General features: G+C 56.6%; 14 protein-coding genes. 5 read left to right on the forward strand and 9 right to left on the reverse strand.

Translation table 11 applies throughout. From position 1 onward, the window contains the following. Window positions 1–99: 99 nt before the first annotated feature. Together sulA and ompA are read left to right on the forward strand one after the other, a co-directional pair. Window positions 100–606, forward strand: coding sequence for an SOS-induced cell division inhibitor SulA (gene sulA / locus AB8W27_RS12980; RefSeq protein ID WP_041923404.1), 507 nt, complete (start codon window positions 100–102; stop codon window positions 604–606). Between the two features lie 356 nt (window positions 607–962). Then, window positions 963–2,006: a porin OmpA gene (gene ompA, locus AB8W27_RS12985; RefSeq protein ID WP_105538005.1), complete on the forward strand. Its 1,044-nt coding sequence runs from the start codon at window positions 963–965 to the stop codon at window positions 2,004–2,006. A 194-nt stretch (window positions 2,007–2,200) separates the two neighbouring features. On the opposite strand, the gene matP is transcribed toward ompA, so the two are convergent. Further along, a complete protein-coding gene (gene matP, locus AB8W27_RS12990; protein WP_015740756.1) occupies window positions 2,201–2,656 on the reverse strand; it encodes a macrodomain Ter protein MatP in 456 nt (151 codons plus the stop codon). Window positions 2,657–2,839: 183 nt separating this feature from the next. Here matP and AB8W27_RS12995 point away from each other — a divergent pair, with 183 nt between their 5' ends. Together AB8W27_RS12995 and fabA are read left to right on the forward strand one after the other, a co-directional pair. After that, window positions 2,840–4,597 (forward strand): Lon protease family protein, encoded by a 1,758-nt coding sequence (locus AB8W27_RS12995; RefSeq protein ID WP_015740755.1) that lies wholly within the window; start codon window positions 2,840–2,842, stop codon window positions 4,595–4,597. 68 nt (window positions 4,598–4,665) lie between these two features. Further along, the gene (gene fabA / locus AB8W27_RS13000; protein ID WP_007768901.1) at window positions 4,666–5,184 is read left to right on the forward strand and encodes a bifunctional 3-hydroxydecanoyl-ACP dehydratase/trans-2-decenoyl-ACP isomerase; all 519 of its coding nucleotides are present in this window, start codon (window positions 4,666–4,668) and stop codon (window positions 5,182–5,184) included. A 69-nt stretch (window positions 5,185–5,253) separates the two neighbouring features. Here the strand turns inward: fabA and rmf are convergent, their stop codons facing one another. The 6 genes from rmf to rlmKL form a co-directional block, all read right to left on the reverse strand. Then, the gene (rmf, locus tag AB8W27_RS13005) at window positions 5,254–5,421 is read right to left on the reverse strand and encodes a ribosome modulation factor (protein WP_004385424.1); all 168 of its coding nucleotides are present in this window, start codon (window positions 5,419–5,421) and stop codon (window positions 5,254–5,256) included. A 255-nt stretch (window positions 5,422–5,676) separates the two neighbouring features. Then, window positions 5,677–6,240 carry a membrane integrity-associated transporter subunit PqiC gene (gene pqiC / locus AB8W27_RS13010; RefSeq protein ID WP_015740754.1) on the reverse strand — a complete coding sequence of 188 codons (564 nt, stop codon included), beginning with the start codon at window positions 6,238–6,240 and terminating at the stop codon, window positions 5,677–5,679. Further along, on the reverse strand, window positions 6,237–7,877 hold the full coding sequence (gene pqiB / locus AB8W27_RS13015) for an intermembrane transport protein PqiB (protein WP_041923403.1): 1,641 nt from the start codon (window positions 7,875–7,877) through the stop codon (window positions 6,237–6,239). Before pqiB ends, pqiC begins: the two co-directional genes overlap by 4 nt. After that, window positions 7,867–9,135, reverse strand: coding sequence for a membrane integrity-associated transporter subunit PqiA (gene pqiA, locus AB8W27_RS13020; protein WP_015740752.1), 1,269 nt, complete (start codon window positions 9,133–9,135; stop codon window positions 7,867–7,869). The genes pqiB and pqiA overlap by 11 nt, the downstream gene beginning before the upstream one ends. Before the next feature lie 16 nt (window positions 9,136–9,151). Then, a complete protein-coding gene (locus AB8W27_RS13025; RefSeq protein ID WP_007768892.1) occupies window positions 9,152–11,056 on the reverse strand; it encodes an ABC transporter ATP-binding protein in 1,905 nt (634 codons plus the stop codon). Between the two features lie 5 nt (window positions 11,057–11,061). Then, window positions 11,062–13,179 (reverse strand): bifunctional 23S rRNA (guanine(2069)-N(7))-methyltransferase RlmK/23S rRNA (guanine(2445)-N(2))-methyltransferase RlmL, encoded by a 2,118-nt coding sequence (gene rlmKL, locus AB8W27_RS13030; protein WP_015740751.1) that lies wholly within the window; start codon window positions 13,177–13,179, stop codon window positions 11,062–11,064. A gap of 102 nt (window positions 13,180–13,281) precedes the next feature. Here rlmKL and AB8W27_RS13035 point away from each other — a divergent pair, with 102 nt between their 5' ends. Further along, entirely contained in the window at window positions 13,282–14,388 is a 1,107-nt protein-coding gene (locus AB8W27_RS13035; protein ID WP_015740750.1) for a YcbX family protein, read from the forward strand. Here AB8W27_RS13035 and AB8W27_RS13040 read toward each other — a convergent pair. Next, on the reverse strand, window positions 14,385–14,930 hold the full coding sequence (locus AB8W27_RS13040) for a cell division protein ZapC (protein WP_015740749.1): 546 nt from the start codon (window positions 14,928–14,930) through the stop codon (window positions 14,385–14,387). The genes AB8W27_RS13035 and AB8W27_RS13040 overlap by 4 nt on opposite strands. Before the next feature lie 165 nt (window positions 14,931–15,095). Continuing rightward, window positions 15,096–16,106: a quinone-dependent dihydroorotate dehydrogenase gene (gene pyrD / locus AB8W27_RS13045; protein ID WP_015740748.1), complete on the reverse strand. Its 1,011-nt coding sequence runs from the start codon at window positions 16,104–16,106 to the stop codon at window positions 15,096–15,098. Window positions 16,107–16,211: the final 105 nt, after the last annotated feature.

Raw genomic sequence — 16,211 nt, forward strand, 5'->3', positions numbered from 1 at the left:
GATGCGAAATTTGCGAGATGCTTTCCGAAATTTCGATTGATCTTTGGTCGCGCCAGCATTACTGTATATGCATACAGTAACTAGCGAGGCTGGACCTTTATGTACTTTTCTCATCAAAATCGCGCGCATGGCTCACGTCGTCTGGCAAAAGAAACGGCTGATGCTTTGGCTCAGGCTGAAACAAGAGGCCTGATCAGTGAAGTGATGTACAACGAAGACCAGCCGAGGATGACGCAAATGGTGTTGCTGCCGCTCCTGCAGCAGCTCGGATTGCAGTCCCGCTGGCAGCTGTGGCTTACCCCGCAACAGCGTCTGAGCCGCGAGTGGGTCGAATCCGCGGGCCTGCCACTGACGAAAGTGATGCAGGTCAGTCAAATGAACCCGCAGGTGACGCTGGATTCCATGATCCGTGCGCTGGAGACCGGTAACTACAGCGTGGTGATCGCCTGGCTGCATGATGATTTAACGGACGATGAGCATCGTCGTCTGACGGAAGCGGCGGAGAAAGGCAACGCGATGGGTTTCTTAATGCGCCCCGTTCAGCCCTCGCTTCCCGGTGACCGACCACGTTCTGGCTTAAGAATTCACTCAAGAATGGTGCATTAATCCTTTTTAGGATAAATCCTGGCAAAAATTTGTGCGTGTCTCTTTAGCAGAAGCGATAGAGGCGAATGAACGGCCAGACGGGCGCTAATGTCCGGTTCTGCACTTTACGAGTGTTTAAAATTGACGCAAAAATGTTAAATTTTGCTTTCGCAAGTTGTTTTTTTTCATATGCCTGACGGACTTCACACTTGTAAGTTTTCAACTACGTTGTAGACTTTACCTCGCCAGGGTGCTCATCAATAAACCGACAATATCGGTAGAGTAACCATTGAGCTATACCCCGGTGAAGGATTTAACCGTGAACTTTTCCTCAGGAAAAGCGCATGGCCTTTTTGGATGATAACGAGGCGCAAAAAATGAAAAAGACAGCTATCGCGATTGCAGTGGCACTGGCTGGCTTCGCTACCGTAGCGCAGGCCGCACCGAAAGATAACACCTGGTATGCAGGTGGCAAACTGGGTTGGTCCCAGTTCCATGATACCGGCTTTATCCCTAACGACGGTCCGACTCACGAAAGCCAGCTGGGCGCAGGCGCGTTCGGTGGTTACCAGGTTAACCCGTACGTTGGTTTCGAAATGGGCTACGACTGGCTCGGCCGCATGCCGTATAAAGGCGACACTGTAAACGGCGCTTTCAAAGCACAGGGCGTACAGCTGACCGCTAAACTGGGTTACCCGGTAACCGACGATCTGGACGTTTACACCCGTCTGGGCGGCATGGTATGGCGTGCTGACTCCTCTTCTAACATCGGCGGCGACGACCACGACACTGGCGTTTCTCCGGTATTCGCTGGCGGCGTTGAGTGGGCAATGACCCGCGACATCGCTACCCGTCTGGAATACCAGTGGGTTAACAACATCGGTGACGCGCAGACTGTTGGCGCTCGTCCGGACAACGGCATGCTGAGCGTAGGTGTTTCCTACCGTTTCGGTCAGCAGGAAGATGCAGCTCCGGTTGTAGCTCCGGCTCCGGCTCCGGCTCCGGAAGTACAGACCAAGCACTTCACTCTGAAGTCTGACGTTCTGTTCAACTTCAACAAAGCGACCCTGAAACCGGAAGGTCAGCAGGCGCTGGATCAGATGTACTCTCAGCTGAGCAACCTGGATCCGAAAGACGGTTCCGTCGTGGTTCTGGGCTTCACCGACCGTATCGGTTCTGACTCTTACAACCAGGGTCTGTCCGAGAAACGTGCTCAGTCTGTTGTTGACTACCTGATCTCCAAAGGCATCCCGTCCAACAAGATCTCCGCACGTGGTATGGGCGAATCCAATCCGGTCACTGGCAACACCTGTGACAACGTGAAACCTCGTGCAGCTCTGATCGAGTGCCTGGGTCCGGATCGTCGCGTAGAGATCGAAGTTAAAGGCGTTAAAGACGTTGTAACTCAGCCGCAGGCTTAAGTTAAACGTTAAGAAAAACCCCGCCACGGCGGGGTTTTTTGTTTTCTGGAAGCGTTATGGCAGCGATGGGTTTAATAAGAAGCGCGTGCAATCTTTGTTACCTTTGGCCTGACCGTGCGGTTCAGCCAGCAGAGCATTCACAACGAGCAGCAAAACGAATAACTGCATTACACCTTTCAAACCTTCCGCCCGGGTTACTCTTTCTTCCCCAGCAGTGCCTGTAAATCCTGCTTCAACGTCGACATGTGGTTTTCATATTTCTCTTTGCGCTCGGCGTCTTCTATCAGCTGAACAATCGTTTCTGAAAGCGTGACGCCGCGACGCTGCGCGAGGCCCGCGAGCCGCTGCCAGACAATAAACTCCAGGTCGATGGACTTTTTACGGGTATGCTGATGCTCAGCATTAAAATGCCGCTTACGACGGGCGCGAATCGTCTGCTTCAGGCGGTTTTGCAGCGCCGGGTTCATATGCTGCTCAATCCAGCCCAGCACTCTTACCGGTTCGTTTTCCATACCCAGCAAGAGATCCACCGCCTCTTTCGCCGCGCTGGCTTCGACATAACGGGTAATCAGCTCGCCTTCACGATGCTTCTTCACCAGATATTTCCACTTCCAGCCGCTTTCGAGGTTTTCGAGTTGTTGGTATTTCATTGCGATCTCAGGATGACCGTGTAACTCATTTCAGGATAACAGTTTTTTTTCGTTTCGCTGAGGGGAAATAATCGTCTGTGACGCATGGGGAGATTCTGCAGGGCAATATTGGCATTTCCGGTGTGTTGCCCCGCCCATTACGCTATAATCTCGCCTTTTACATCTGACTAAAAAACCTCGACATTGACCATTAACAGACTTACATCACAAGCGCTTGTACCCGATACGGAGACCTTCCAGTCCCGGTTCGTTGAAATGGATGCCGGTTTTGCGGCCGCGCTTGATTTTGAGGCGCTTCAGCCTCGCCTTCACGACGGACTGAGCCAGCTGTGCGCGCCGCGTCCTTTAAATGATTTCATGCTGGTAAAGGCTGACGAAGAAAAGCCTTTGCTGGAGCTTATCGCCAGCACCGCGAAAGCGCTGCTGCCGCCCCAGCCAGAGCTGGTCGGCGGTCACTATCTTATTGAAAACCAAAATATCACCCTGACGCCGCCCACGGGAACGCCGGGTGATTTCGCAGTGCTTCGCGACGTGGTTGTCGCCACCTGGGCTGAAGCCGGCGAGCTGTTCGGTTGCGTCAGACAGTTTGCTGGCCAGATTTCACTTGAGCCCGGTCTCGTGCATAAAGCGAACGGCGGCATTCTGGTCGTGTCGTTGAAAACGCTGCTGCTGCAACCGCTTCTGTGGCTGCGCCTGAAGCAGATGGTCATCACTAAACGCTTCGACTGGGTTGCGCCCGACGAGACGCGCCCGCTGCCGGTGTCTGTCCCTCCCCTGCCTCTTAATCTTCGCGTCGTGCTGGTAGGCGATCGCGAATCGCTGGCGGATTTCCAGGAGATGGAGCCCGTTCTCGCGCAGCAGGCCATCTACAGCGAATATGAAGACGATCTGCAAATCAGTGACGAAGAAGATATCGCGCTCTGGTGTAACTGGGTCTGCGCGCAGGCAGCGGAGCAGCAGTTGCCCGCGCCGGCAAGCGACGCCTGGCCGCTGCTCATCCGCGAAGCCGTGCGCTACACCGGCGACCAGGAAACGCTGCCTATCGATCCGCTCTGGATGGCGCGTCAGTTAACGGAAGTCGCCGCCTTCTGCGACGAGGCGACGTTCAGCGCGGCGCAATTTTCCGACATGCTGGCGCGCCGCGCCTGGCGTGAGGGATATCTTGCAGAGCGTATGCAGGATGAAATTCTGCTTGGACAACTGCTGGTCGAAACCGAAGGCGAACGCATCGGTCAGATTAACGCACTCTCGGTGGTTGAATTTCCGGGGCATCCGCGCGCGTTCGGCGAGCCGTCGCGTATCAGTTGCGTAGTGCATATCGGCGATGGCGAATTTACCGATATCGAGCGCAAAGCGGAACTTGGCGGGAATATTCACGCCAAGGGCATGATGATCATGCAGGCCTTTCTGATGGCGGAGCTGGATCTGGAGCAGCAGATGCCCTTCTCCGCCTCACTGACGTTCGAGCAGTCCTACAGCGAAGTGGACGGCGACAGCGCGTCGATGGCAGAGCTGTGCGCGCTTATCAGCGCGCTGGCCAATGCGCCGCTTAACCAGCAGATTGCCATTACCGGCTCGGTGGATCAGTTTGGCCGCGCGCAGCCGGTCGGCGGACTTAATGAGAAAATCGAAGGATTCTTTACCGTCTGTCAGGCCCGCGGTTTAACAGGCAAACAGGGCGTGATTATTCCTTCTGCCAACGTGCGTCATTTATCGTTATGTCAGGCGATTCTGGACGCAGTAGATGAAGGGCAATTTTCCATCTGGGCCATTGATGATGTCACAGATGCGCTACCCTTATTAACCACTCTCCCGTGGGATGGCGAAGGCCAGACGACGCTGCTTGGGGTTATCGGCGAGCGAATCGCTCAGGCGACGCAGCAGGATATCCGCCAGCGTCCGTGGCCGTTACGCTGGATGAACTGGTTTAACCACAACTGATCGGACTTGTTCAGCGTACACGTGTTAGCTAACCTGCGGGCTTCACTAAAATAAGGCATACTGAGAACATGGTAGACAAACGCGAATCCTATACGAAAGAAGACCTTCTTGCCTCCGGGCGCGGCGAACTGTTCGGCGCGAACGGCCCGCAACTGCCGGCACCCAACATGTTGATGATGGACCGCGTGGTGAAAATGACCGAAGCCGGCGGTAACTTTGATAAGGGTTACGTGGAAGCGGAACTGGATATCAATCCTGATATGTGGTTCTTTGGCTGCCATTTTATCGGCGATCCGGTGATGCCGGGCTGCCTCGGTCTCGATGCCATGTGGCAGCTGGTCGGCTTCTATTTAGGCTGGCTGGGCGGCGAAGGTAAAGGCCGTGCGCTGGGCGTGGGCGAAGTGAAATTTACCGGCCAGATACTGCCGACAGCGAAAAAAGTGACCTACCGTATCCACTTCAAACGCATCGTAAACCGTCGTCTGGTAATGGGCATTGCCGATGGCGAAGTGCTGGTGGACGGCAAGCAGATTTACACCGCGACTGACCTGAAAGTGGGCCTGTTCCAGGACACTTCTGCATTCTGATAGCCTCTCACGGCTCCTCAGAAAGGCGAAACCTCCGCAGTGCGGAGGTTTCTTTTTAAAGAGACAAGCTCACGCAATCTGAGCCCTGTCCTCCATGGCTTCTCGCCAGCCTCCCAGCCAATAAGACCTCTGATTCAGGGTCTGGTAAGGACACATTTCTTTGGAGCGTCCGGTGATACCGGCCTGATAACCACGATGATGTGCCCGTTCCAGGCGATCTCTTTTTTGTCTCTTCATGCCTCGTTTCCCTCATTTCAGGTCTGGTGGAAAAGAAAACAGTGATTACATTTTGCGCAATCACCCTTTACGAATACCTTCAAAGTCCGGGAACGTCAATGCGCAAAATTCACGCCAATGTCATATTTGTGAGCTACTTTGGATAACATTTATACAAAAAATGAGGGCGCGATGAGCATATCTGACTGGCATAAAACAAAAAGCCGCCGCCCTCTTTAAGAAGAAGACGACGGCTTTTAACATCATTCAAATTTTTTATGGCTGACGCGCGACCTCATCGGCAATAGTTTTCGCCTGCTGCTGCCAGGCTTGTGCGAGGGTTTTCACCATCGCGTCATAACCATCCTCTTGCTGCTTAAGCTCGGTATAGAAAGGCCGCTTAATGAGCTGCCCCTTATGCTTCAGCAACCATTCCCCGCTCACGATCACCCGTCCGTCATAACGGCCATGAAAGCCGGTCACGTTGACGTTCAGCGTATCCTGCTCCGCCCCCAGCGGCTGAGCGGAAACCACCCAGCCCGGCAGCGTGGCGCTCAGGTTGGTCACCAGCGTATTGCGCAGTTGCTGATCCAGCGGGCTCGCCCACAAGTTCTGACTGGCAATCACATACTGTACATCGGTGGTCTGATAGACCACGCCGTTACCTGCCAGATAATCGGGCACCGATACCTGTTCCACCCACAGCAGGTGCTGGCTGTTCATCGAGGCACTGTGCGCCACCGGCGCGGTAGACGCCGGGAGCTGATACCAGGTGGTTTCCTCTGTGCTGCTACAGGCGCTCAGTAGCGCAACGGCGACAAGCGGGAGCCATTTTTTCATTCTTTCGCCCTCTTCGGCTGCGGGTCCTTTTTCTCTTTCGATTCGAATACCAGCGCGTTGCTCTTCTCATTAAGCGTACGCAGTACTGGCTGAAGCTCACGCAACACCTGATCCAGACGCTGCATATCCGCCACCATTTTGTTATAAGCGGCAGAGCCCGGCTGGAAGCCCTGCATGCTGCGATTAAGCTCGCGCAGCGTTTTCTGCATGTCCGCTGGCAAATCCTGCGCCGACTGGCTCGACGTCAGTTGGTTCAGGTTATCGAGCGTCGTCTGCAAACGGCGCATGGTGCGCTGGCTTTCCGAGAGCGTATTTGTGGCCTGTTCAATCATCGGGTTGAGCGGCAGATTGTTAATCTTATCCAGCGTATCCATCAGACGCTGCTGGATCTGCGCCAGTCCGCTACTTACCGTCGGGATCACCGGGTAGCCATTGAATTTCGCCATCTCAGTCACCGGCGGCGCTTTCGGGTAGAAATCCAGGTCGACAAAAAGTTGCCCGGTCACCAGATTGCCGGTTTTGAGCGTCGCGCGAAGACCTTTCTTCAGCAGATCGTGCATATGGCTGGCGATATTCGGGTCTTCGCCAATCTGATTCGCCAGCCGTTCCGGCTCGATGCGTACCAGTACCGGAATACGGTAATCGGTCGTCACCGCCTGATGCAGGCCAGGCACAAAGAACGGCACCTGCGCGACAGTCCCGAGACGAATGCCGCGGAATTCCACTGGCGCGCCGGGCTGCAGGCCGCGAATGGTGTCTTTAAAGAACATCAGATAATCGATATGTTCGGTATAGAGCGATTCCTGAATGCTGCGCTGGTCGTCATAGAGCGTAAAGGCGGTTTTCTCGGCCACCGGCTGCCCGAGTTCCCAGCCATCCGGCACGTCAAAGCTGACGCCGCCGCTAAACAACGTGCTGAGCGAGCCCATCTCCACGCGCATACCGGAAGAACTGAGATCGACCGCGATCCCGCTGTCCTTCCAGAAACGCACGTTGCTGGTCACCAGACGGTCGTTCGGCGCATTGATAAAGAGCTGATAACTGATGGAGCGTTTTTGCGGGTCGAACGTGCTGGTTTCTACCGAGCCGACGCGATAGCCGCGAAACAGCACCGGATCGCCCGGATTAAGTTGTCCGGCTTTGCTGCTGTCGAGGATAACCCGAATGCCTTTAGCATCCGGCGGCGCCAGCGGCGGGGCATCCAGCAGTTTGTAGGACTCCGGCGCGCTGCCTTTCGAGCCCGGCTGAAGTTCAATGTAGGCGCCGGACAAAAGCGTGTTCAGCCCGGTAACGCCTTCACGACCGATCTGCGGCTTGACCACCCAGAAGGCAGTATCGCCGTACAGGAGTTTTTCCATGCCAGGGTTCATACGCGCTTTGATTTCGACGTGATGTAAATCGTCGGTCAGTACGGCGCTTTCCACCACGCCGACATCCACGCTGCGGCTCTTGATGGTGGTTTTCCCGCCTTCGATGCCTTCTGCGTTGGTGGTCATCAGCGTCACCACCGGCCCCTGATGGCTGTAGTGATAAAACAGGATCCAGGCGCCGATAAGCGCGGTAATTATTGGGAAGATCCAGACCGGCGACCAGTTTTTCACCTTCTTAATCTTCGCTTCCCCGCGATTATTTTCCATGTTCGGGTAACTCCTCATAACTTGAATCAGGCACACGGTCCCAGGAGAGACGCGGGTCGAAGGTCATGGCGGCGAACATGGTGATAATCACCACCATCGCAAACATAACTGCTCCCCAGGCCGGGTAAATATTCATCAGCGCGCCCATGCGCACCAGCGCGGAGAGCACGGCAATCACAAAGACGTCGATCATCGACCAGCGGCCGACGAACTCCACCACTTCATACATCAGATGCATTCGCTCGCGCTCCTGACGCCCATAACCTTTGGCGTCAAGGCACAGCCAGCCGAGGGCGATCATCTTAAGCGTCGGCACCATAATACTGGCGATGAAAATCACCAGCGCTACCGGGTAAGAGCCTTCATTCCAGATGAGGATCACGCCCGCGATAATGGTGGAAGGCATTCTGTCGCCCAGCAGATCGGTAATCATGATGGGCAGCAGATTCGCGGGCAGATAAAGCATGATGGAGCAGATGAGCAGCGAGACGGTCCACTGCAGGCTGTGTTTACGGCGTACATGGGCGTGGGTATGGCAGCGCGGGCAGCGGCCCTCTTCGCCGGGAAGGATGGCGGTGCAACACGGACAGGCCCGCAGTCCCTGACGGATACCGGCGACGCCCACTTTTAGCGGCTGAGCCACCGGCGGCATCGGCGCGATGTCATCCCAGAGCCAGCGGCGATCCACGCACTGGAAAGCGCGCAGCTGTAATATGCAGAACAAACACCAGGGGATAAAGCTGCTGCCAATGCCGATATCGCCATAGGCAATCAGCTTCACAAAGCTCACCAGCACGCCCGCGAGGAAGATTTCAGCCATGCCCCAGCTGCGTAGCTGAAACAGCACGCGGGCCATGGCGATTTTAAGCCGCGGCGGCAGCGTGACGCGGTTGACCAGCAAAAGGATCGTGACCAGACAGAACGCGGGCACGAGCTGGACAAACAGCATGAAAAGCGAGCCAAGGCTCGCATAGTCTTCATTAAACAGGACGCGAGGGATTTCCAGCAGCGTCACTTCGCTGCTGACGCCCGCCGCTTCCATATTGACGAAGGGAAAAAGGTTAGAGAGCAACAGCATGAACAGCGCCGCCAGCGCATACGCCGTTGGGCGCTGGCGCGGCGCGGCCCACTCGACGACCAGCGTCGTGTCGCAGCGGGGGCAATGCGCCTTTTGCCCCGGCGCCAGCGCCGGGAGCTTTACCAGAAGATCGCATTGCGGGCAGAGCATATGCTCGCCCGCATGATGACGTTCACGCATGCGGGTTCCTGAATAATCAGCTGTTTTTAAGTGATTCAAGATATTCCCAGCGCTCGAACGCTTCTTCCAGCGCGGCTTCGGCGGCGCTCAGCTGCGCCAGCACATCCTGCGTAACATCATGAGGCTGGTTAAAGAACGCCGCATCGCTGACTTTCGCCTGCAGCGCCTCAAGCTCTGCCTCCAGCGTCTCCAGACGGGCGGGCAGCTGTTCCAGTTCGCGCTGCAAGTTATAGCTTAGTTTGTTGCTGCCTCGTTTAACAGTTTCTGCCTTCGACTCCGCAGCGGGCTCCGCTTTTTTCGCTGTCGACTGCTGCATCGTGCGCGATGAGGCCTGCTGACCACGGGCGTCGTGATAGCCGCCCACATACTGACCGATGCGACCTTCGCCTTCGAAAATCCAGCATTCGGTCACGGTGTTGTCCACAAACTGACGGTCATGGCTCACCAGCAGTACGGTGCCCTGATAGCTGTCGATAAGCTCTTCCAGCAGCTCCAGCGTTTCCACGTCGAGGTCGTTGGTCGGTTCATCGAGGATCAGCAGGTTGCTTGGCTTGAGGAACAGACGCGCCAGCAGCAGGCGGTTACGTTCACCGCCGGAGAGCGCACGCACCGGCGTCATGGCGCGCTTCGGATGGAACAGGAAGTCCTGCAGATAACCAAGCACGTGGCGCGGCTTGCCGTTCACCATCACTTCCTGTTTGCCTTCGGCGAGGTTGTCCATCACCGTCCGTTCCGGATCCAGCTCAGCGCGGTGCTGATCGAAGTACGCGACTTCCAGCTTGGTGCCGCAATGCACCCGGCCGCTGTCGGCCTTAAGCTGGCCTAGCATCAGTTTGAGCAGCGTAGTTTTACCACAGCCGTTCGGCCCCACCAGCGCGATTTTATCGCCGCGCTGCACCTGGGCGGAGAAATCGCTCACGAGCACTTTCTCGCCGACACGGTAGTTGACGTTCTCCATCTCAAAGACGATTTTGCCGGAGCGGGTCGCCTCTTCCACCTGCATCTTCGCGCTGCCCATCACTTCACGGCGCTCGCCGCGTTCGCGACGCATCGCCTTCAGCGCACGCACGCGGCCCTCGTTACGGGTACGACGCGCTTTGATGCCCTGGCGGATCCACACTTCTTCCTGCGCCAGCTTGCGGTCGAACTCCGCGTTTTGCAGATCTTCGACGCGCAGCGCTTCTTCCTTCGCCACCAGATACTTATCGTAGTCGCCCGGATAAGAAACCAGTTTGCCGCGGTCGAGATCGACGATGCGCGTCGCCATGTTGCGGATAAATGAACGGTCATGCGAAATAAACACGATGCTGCCGGAGAACGATTTCAGGAAGTTCTCCAGCCAGTCGATAGTCTCGATGTCCAGATGGTTAGTCGGCTCGTCGAGCAGCAGCACACGCGGCGCGCTGACCAGCGCCCGGCCCAGCGCCGCTTTACGCAGCCAGCCGCCGGAGAGCGACGCCAGCGGCGTATCGGCATCCAGCTCCAGCTGCGCGAGGACTTCGGTAATGCGGTTTTCAAGCTGCCACAAATCGTGGTGCTCCAGCATCTCCTGCACTTTTGCAAGCTCTGACAGGTTTTTATCGCTTGGATCGCTCATGACCAGATGCGAAATCTGGTGATAACGCTTCAGGTATTCGGCCTGCTCCGCCACGCCTTCCGCGACGAAATCATAAACGGTGCCCGCAACGTTACGCGGCGGATCCTGTTGCAAACGCGCAACGACCAGATCCTGTTCATAGATCAGGCGGCCATCATCCAGCGGCAACTCATGGTTGAGGATTTTCATCAGGGTCGACTTACCGGCCCCGTTGCGCCCCACCAGGCAGACACGCTCATTTTCTTCGATATGCAGTTCGGCATTATCGAGCAGCGGCGCATCGCTGAAAGAGAGCCAGGCGCCATGCATACTGATTAACGACATAATTCTTAGTCCTTGGTCTGGTGAGTGACAAGCCAGCAGTTGTGGATCTGGCGGTTGCGCGCGAAGTCCTGAGAGAGCGTTTTTTGTGTGATGTCTTGCGCTTTCAGGCCCAGGGCCGCAAGCCCTTCGTGATCCATCTTGAACCCACGCTTGTTATTGGAAAACATAATCGTCCCGTCGCGACGCAGCAGACGCTTGAGATCTTTCATCAGACGCAGATGATCGCGCTGCACGTCGAACGTCTCTTCCATACGTTTGGAGTTAGAGAACGTCGGCGGATCGATAAAGATCAGATCGAACTGCTCATCGCTCTCGGCAAGCCAGCTCAGGCAGTCGGCCTGAATCAGGCGATGCGCGCGGCCGCTCAGCCCGTTAAGGCGTAAGTTGCGCTCCGCCCACTCCAGATAAGTGCGCGACATATCCACCGTGGTGGTGGAGCGCGCGCCGCCGAGACCCGCATGGACGCTGGCGCTGCCGGTGTAGGAGAAGAGATTCAGGAAATCTTTGCCTTTGCTCATCTGGCCGAGCATCCGGCGCGCGATGCGGTGATCGAGGAACAAGCCGGTATCAAGATAGTCGGTCAGGTTGACCAGCAGGCGCGCGTTAAACTCATGCACTTCCATAAACTCGCCCTTCTGGGCCAGTTTCTCATACTGATTTTTGCCTTTCTGGCGTTCGCGGGTTTTCAGCACTAGCTTATTCGGCGCCAGGCCAAGCACCGAAAGCGTGGCGGCAATCACGTCGAACAGACGCTGACGCGCTTTTTCGGGCTCAATGGTTTTAGGGGGCGCATATTCCTGAATCACCACCCAGTCCGCGTAGCGGTCTACCGCCACGTTGTAGTCCGGCAGGTCGGCATCATACAGGCGATAACATTCGATGCCTTCCTGTTTCGCCCACTTATCCAGCTTCTTCAGATTTTTACGCAGGCGATTGGCGTAATCCTCAGCCACCTGGGCTGGCATTGCGCCCGGCTGCGTCGGCGCCAGACGATAGTTTTTCTGTACGCAATCAAGCGGGCCGTTTTTCGCTTTGAACTGGCGGTCAGCGCGCAGTTGCAGGCAGCTCAATAGCTCCGGCGAGGCGCTAAACAGCGACAGGTTCCAGCCGCCGAACTGGTTTTTCATAATGCGACCCAGCAGGCTGTGCAGCGCAATCAGCGCCGGTTCGCTCTCCAGACGCTCGCCGTAAGGCGGGTTGCTGATAACGGTGCCGGTCGGCCCTTCCGGCAGCGGATTGGTCAGATTCGCCACATCCTGGGCTGAGAACGCAATGATGTCGGCAAGCCCGGCGCGACGGGCGTTGGTGCGGGCGCGCTCAATCACGCGCGGATCGTTATCGGAGCCATAGAATCGCGAAGCGTACTCGCTGAGGCCGCGACGCGCGCGCACCTGCGCCTCGGTTTTCACTTCTTTCCATACGCTCTCGTCATGCTGCGCCCAACCGTTAAAACCCCAGTGGGTACGGTGCAGTCCTGGCGCGCGATCGGTGGCTATCATCGCCGCTTCAATCAGCAGCGTGCCGGAGCCGCACATCGGGTCGAGCAGCGGGGTGCCAGGCTCCCAGCCGGAGCGCATCACAATCGCCGCCGCCAGGTTCTCTTTGATGGGCGCCTGGCCGGTGCGATCGCGATAGCCGCGCTGGTGCAGGCCTTCGCCGCTAAGATCGATAGCAATGCTGGCGGTGTCTTTATTCAGCCAGACATTAATACGCAGATCCGGCAGCTCGCGATCCACGCTCGGGCGCGGCAGATTTTTACGGGTAAAGGCGTCGACAATCGCGTCTTTGACCTTCATGGCGCCATACTGGCTGTTGCGAATGGTGTCGTTAAGACCGCTGAAATGAACGGCAAACGTGGCGTCGGGCGCGAAAATGCTCGTCCAGTCGATAGCCTGAACGCCCAGATAAAGATCCAGATCGCTGTACACCGCGCATTCGCCAAGCGGCAGCAGGATACGCGACGCCAGGCGACTCCACATCAGGCTTTGATAAACCAGAGCCGCATCGCCCTGAAAATGCACGCCTCCCTGAACCACCTGGCACTCTTGCGCGCCCAGGTTTTCCAGTTCAGTTTTTAACAGCTCTTCGAGCCCACGCGCCGTACTGGCAAACAAAGCATTCATATCGTCACTTCAGTAAAAAGAAAATAGTGGCGCATTATAGCCAATCCCGCACGCATGTCATAAAGTTGCCCTTCTATTTCTTATGCCGGGAGGGCATACGCCATGGTTTTATCGCAGCTTTTTATTCATCCGGTGAAATCGATGCGTGGGTTGCAGGTCTCCCACGCGCTGGCGGACGTGAGCGGCCTGGCATTTGACCGCGCGTTTATGGTGACGGAAACCGATGGCACCTTTATTACCGCGCGCCAGTATCCGCAAATGGTGCTCTTCACGCCCGCACTGCTGCCGGACGGGCTGCACCTCACGGCACCGGATGGCAGCAGCGCCGCGGTTCGCTTCAATGATTTTGAAGCCGCCCCCGCGCCGACGGAAGTCTGGGGCAACCATTTCACCGCGCTTATCGCGCCTGCGAGCATCAACCAGTGGCTGAGCGGCTTTTTCGGCCGCGACGTGCAGTTGCGCTGGGTCGGCCCGTCGCTCACGCGCCGCGTGAAACTCCATCCCGGCGTTCCACTCGGTTTCGCCGATGGCTTCCCGTATCTGCTCGCTAGCGAGGCCTCGCTGCGCGATCTGCAAAAGCGCTGCCCGGCGGGCGTGGCGATGAATCAGTTTCGCCCGAATCTGGTCGTTTCTGGCGTTGAGGCATGGGCGGAGGATACCTGGAAAGTGATCCGCATCGGCGAAGTCGTGTTTGACGTCGCCAAACCGTGCAGCCGCTGCGTCTTTACCACCGTCAGCCCCGAGCGCGGGCGCAAACACCCGAGCGGCGAACCGCTGGCGACGCTGCAAAAATTCCGCACGGCGCTGGATAACGGCGATGTCGACTTCGGCCAGAATCTGATTGCCCGTAACAGCGGCGTGATCCGCGCAGGCGATCGCGTTGAAGTCCTTTTGACCGGCCCGGCACGGCTTTATGGCGCAGGCGACGTGGAAGAGAACGTCATGCCGGCAACAAGCGCGGCGGCGCAGGTGTCTGTCGAATGGGAAGGCAAGCGCTTTAATGGGAATAATCAGCAGGTGGTGCTGGAGCAGCTTGAACAGCAAGGCATTCGGGTGCCCTACTCCTGCCGCGCCGGGATTTGCGGCAGCTGCCGCGTGACGCTGCTGGAAGGGGAAGTGACGCCGCTTAAGAAAAGCGCGCTGAGTGACGACGGCACTTTCTTAAGCTGTAGCTGCGTGCCGGCAGGCCCGGTACGGCTCGCGCGTTAAACGGCCTGATCGAGGCTCAACGATGGCGCGCTCGCCAGCGGTTTGAGCCTGTCGTTCATCACTTTAATCGCGTCCCCTAACTGCATTGCGCGGCCCGCGAGCGTCAACACAGGCTGCGCCAGAAGGCAGAGCGTGGCGTTATCGCCAGGTTCAACCACCAGCAGATTCACGGCTTCTCCGCTGTCGCTCAGCCACACGCACGCGGCATCGCCGCAGCCAGGCGACCATTCAGCGTCGTCATGGGCTAAGAAGTGCCAGCTTTTCGGCATCTGGGGTTTAAGAAAACGGATAGCGACGAGGGCGTTCAGTACCAGTTCGGCGCGCTGTTCAGCAGCAAGAGGAAGGTCACGGCATTTTTCATCGAAGGAGAACCAGAGCGCGGCGTCATCCACGCAGAATCCAGCAGGATCGAACGCGTCGGGGGTCAACATTTTGCGGGCAAAACGCGAGCGAAACAGCATGCCGTTGGCCAAATCCAGCATCATCCGGTCGTGCTCATCATCGTAATACCATCGCCAGTTATCGTCCGGCTTTATGCGCATCATTACCCCCTGGTGCGATGAAACTCAAAATTATTTCCCTTATTTTGCCGCTTCGTTTATTCCCTCATTACGCTAAGACAATGACGTTTAAATTAGCAACAACCGCGGAATATAAAACAACCAGGGCTGAAAATAAAGCCCTGGCGGTCTCATATAGGGAAATGCTTAAAGGTGGGTCACAATGTCTTTAACGAGCGGCGGGCCTTTGAAAATAAAGCCGGAATAGATCTGAATAAGCGAAGCGCCAGCCGCCATTTTTTCGCGCGCGGCGATGACGGAATCAATACCGCCGACGCCGATAATCGGCAGACGCCCTTGCAGCTCCTGATTTAACAGGCGAATGATTTCCGTACTTTTTAATTGCAGAGGACGACCGCTTAATCCGCCCGTTTCATCGCAATATTTCATGCCCTGCACCAGACTGCGATCCAGCGTGGTATTGGTCGCAATAACCCCATCAATATTATGGCGCACCAGGCTGTCAGCCACTTGGATCAATTCTTCAACAGAAAGATCCGGCGCGATCTTCACAGCTACCGGCACATATTTATGGTGCTTTTGCGAAAGCACTTGCTGCTGATTTTTAATGGCGGCGAGAAGATCGTCCAGCGCATCGCCATATTGCAGAGAACGCAGACCGGGAGTATTCGGTGACGAGATATTGATTGCGATATACCCGGCATAGGGAAACACCTTTTCCATACAGATCAGGTAGTCATCTTTTCCCTGCTCTACGGGCGTATCTTTATTTTTCCCGATATTAATGCCGAGCACGCCGTCAAAATGCGCTTTTTTAACGTTCTCCACCAGGTTGTCCACGCCGAGATTATTAAAGCCCATGCGGTTAATCAGCCCCTCCGCCTCGACCAGACGGAACAGCCGCGGCTTGTCGTTGCCCGGCTGCGGACGCGGCGTCACGGTGCCGACTTCAACGGCGCCAAACCCCATCGCGCCAAGCGCGTCGATGCACTCGCCGTTTTTATCAAGGCCAGCGGCGAGCCCCAGCGGGTTCTTAAACGTCAGTCCCATGCAGGTAACCGGTTTTGACGGCACTTTCTGGCGCAGCAGCGCTTCAAGTGGCGTGCCGATGATTCGGCGCATCTGCTGGAAGGTAAATTCGTGAGCGCGCTCGGGGTCGAGCTGAAACAGGGCTTTTCGAACGAAGGGGTAGTACATGAACTCTCCTGGATTCCCGGTATGCAAACCGGGGCGCTATTATCTGCGATCCGCTTCACAAAGGGAATTGACCTGCGGCAAAAAAGCCCCTGAGAAAGCAAACGT

The organism is Cronobacter turicensis, assembly GCF_041222865.1.
Classification (GTDB): Bacteria; Pseudomonadota; Gammaproteobacteria; order Enterobacterales; family Enterobacteriaceae; genus Cronobacter; species Cronobacter turicensis.

Coding starts and splice junctions, on each gene's coding strand:
- AB8W27_RS13040 (WP_015740749.1), bottom strand. CDS start 14,930: ATGCGCATAAAGCCGGACGATAACTGGCGATGGTATTACGATGATGAG.
- AB8W27_RS13025 (WP_007768892.1), bottom strand. CDS start 11,056: ATGTCGTTAATCAGTATGCATGGCGCCTGGCTCTCTTTCAGCGATGCG.
- rmf (WP_004385424.1), bottom strand. CDS start 5,421: ATGAAGAGACAAAAAAGAGATCGCCTGGAACGGGCACATCATCGTGGT.
- pqiC (WP_015740754.1), bottom strand. CDS start 6,240: ATGAAAAAATGGCTCCCGCTTGTCGCCGTTGCGCTACTGAGCGCCTGT.
- ompA (WP_105538005.1), top strand. CDS start 963: ATGAAAAAGACAGCTATCGCGATTGCAGTGGCACTGGCTGGCTTCGCT.
- pyrD (WP_015740748.1), bottom strand. CDS start 16,106: ATGTACTACCCCTTCGTTCGAAAAGCCCTGTTTCAGCTCGACCCCGAG.
- fabA (WP_007768901.1), top strand. CDS start 4,666: ATGGTAGACAAACGCGAATCCTATACGAAAGAAGACCTTCTTGCCTCC.
- sulA (WP_041923404.1), top strand. CDS start 100: ATGTACTTTTCTCATCAAAATCGCGCGCATGGCTCACGTCGTCTGGCA.
- pqiB (WP_041923403.1), bottom strand. CDS start 7,877: ATGGAAAATAATCGCGGGGAAGCGAAGATTAAGAAGGTGAAAAACTGG.
- matP (WP_015740756.1), bottom strand. CDS start 2,656: ATGAAATACCAACAACTCGAAAACCTCGAAAGCGGCTGGAAGTGGAAA.
- rlmKL (WP_015740751.1), bottom strand. CDS start 13,179: ATGAATGCTTTGTTTGCCAGTACGGCGCGTGGGCTCGAAGAGCTGTTA.
- pqiA (WP_015740752.1), bottom strand. CDS start 9,135: ATGCGTGAACGTCATCATGCGGGCGAGCATATGCTCTGCCCGCAATGC.
- AB8W27_RS13035 (WP_015740750.1), top strand. CDS start 13,282: ATGGTTTTATCGCAGCTTTTTATTCATCCGGTGAAATCGATGCGTGGG.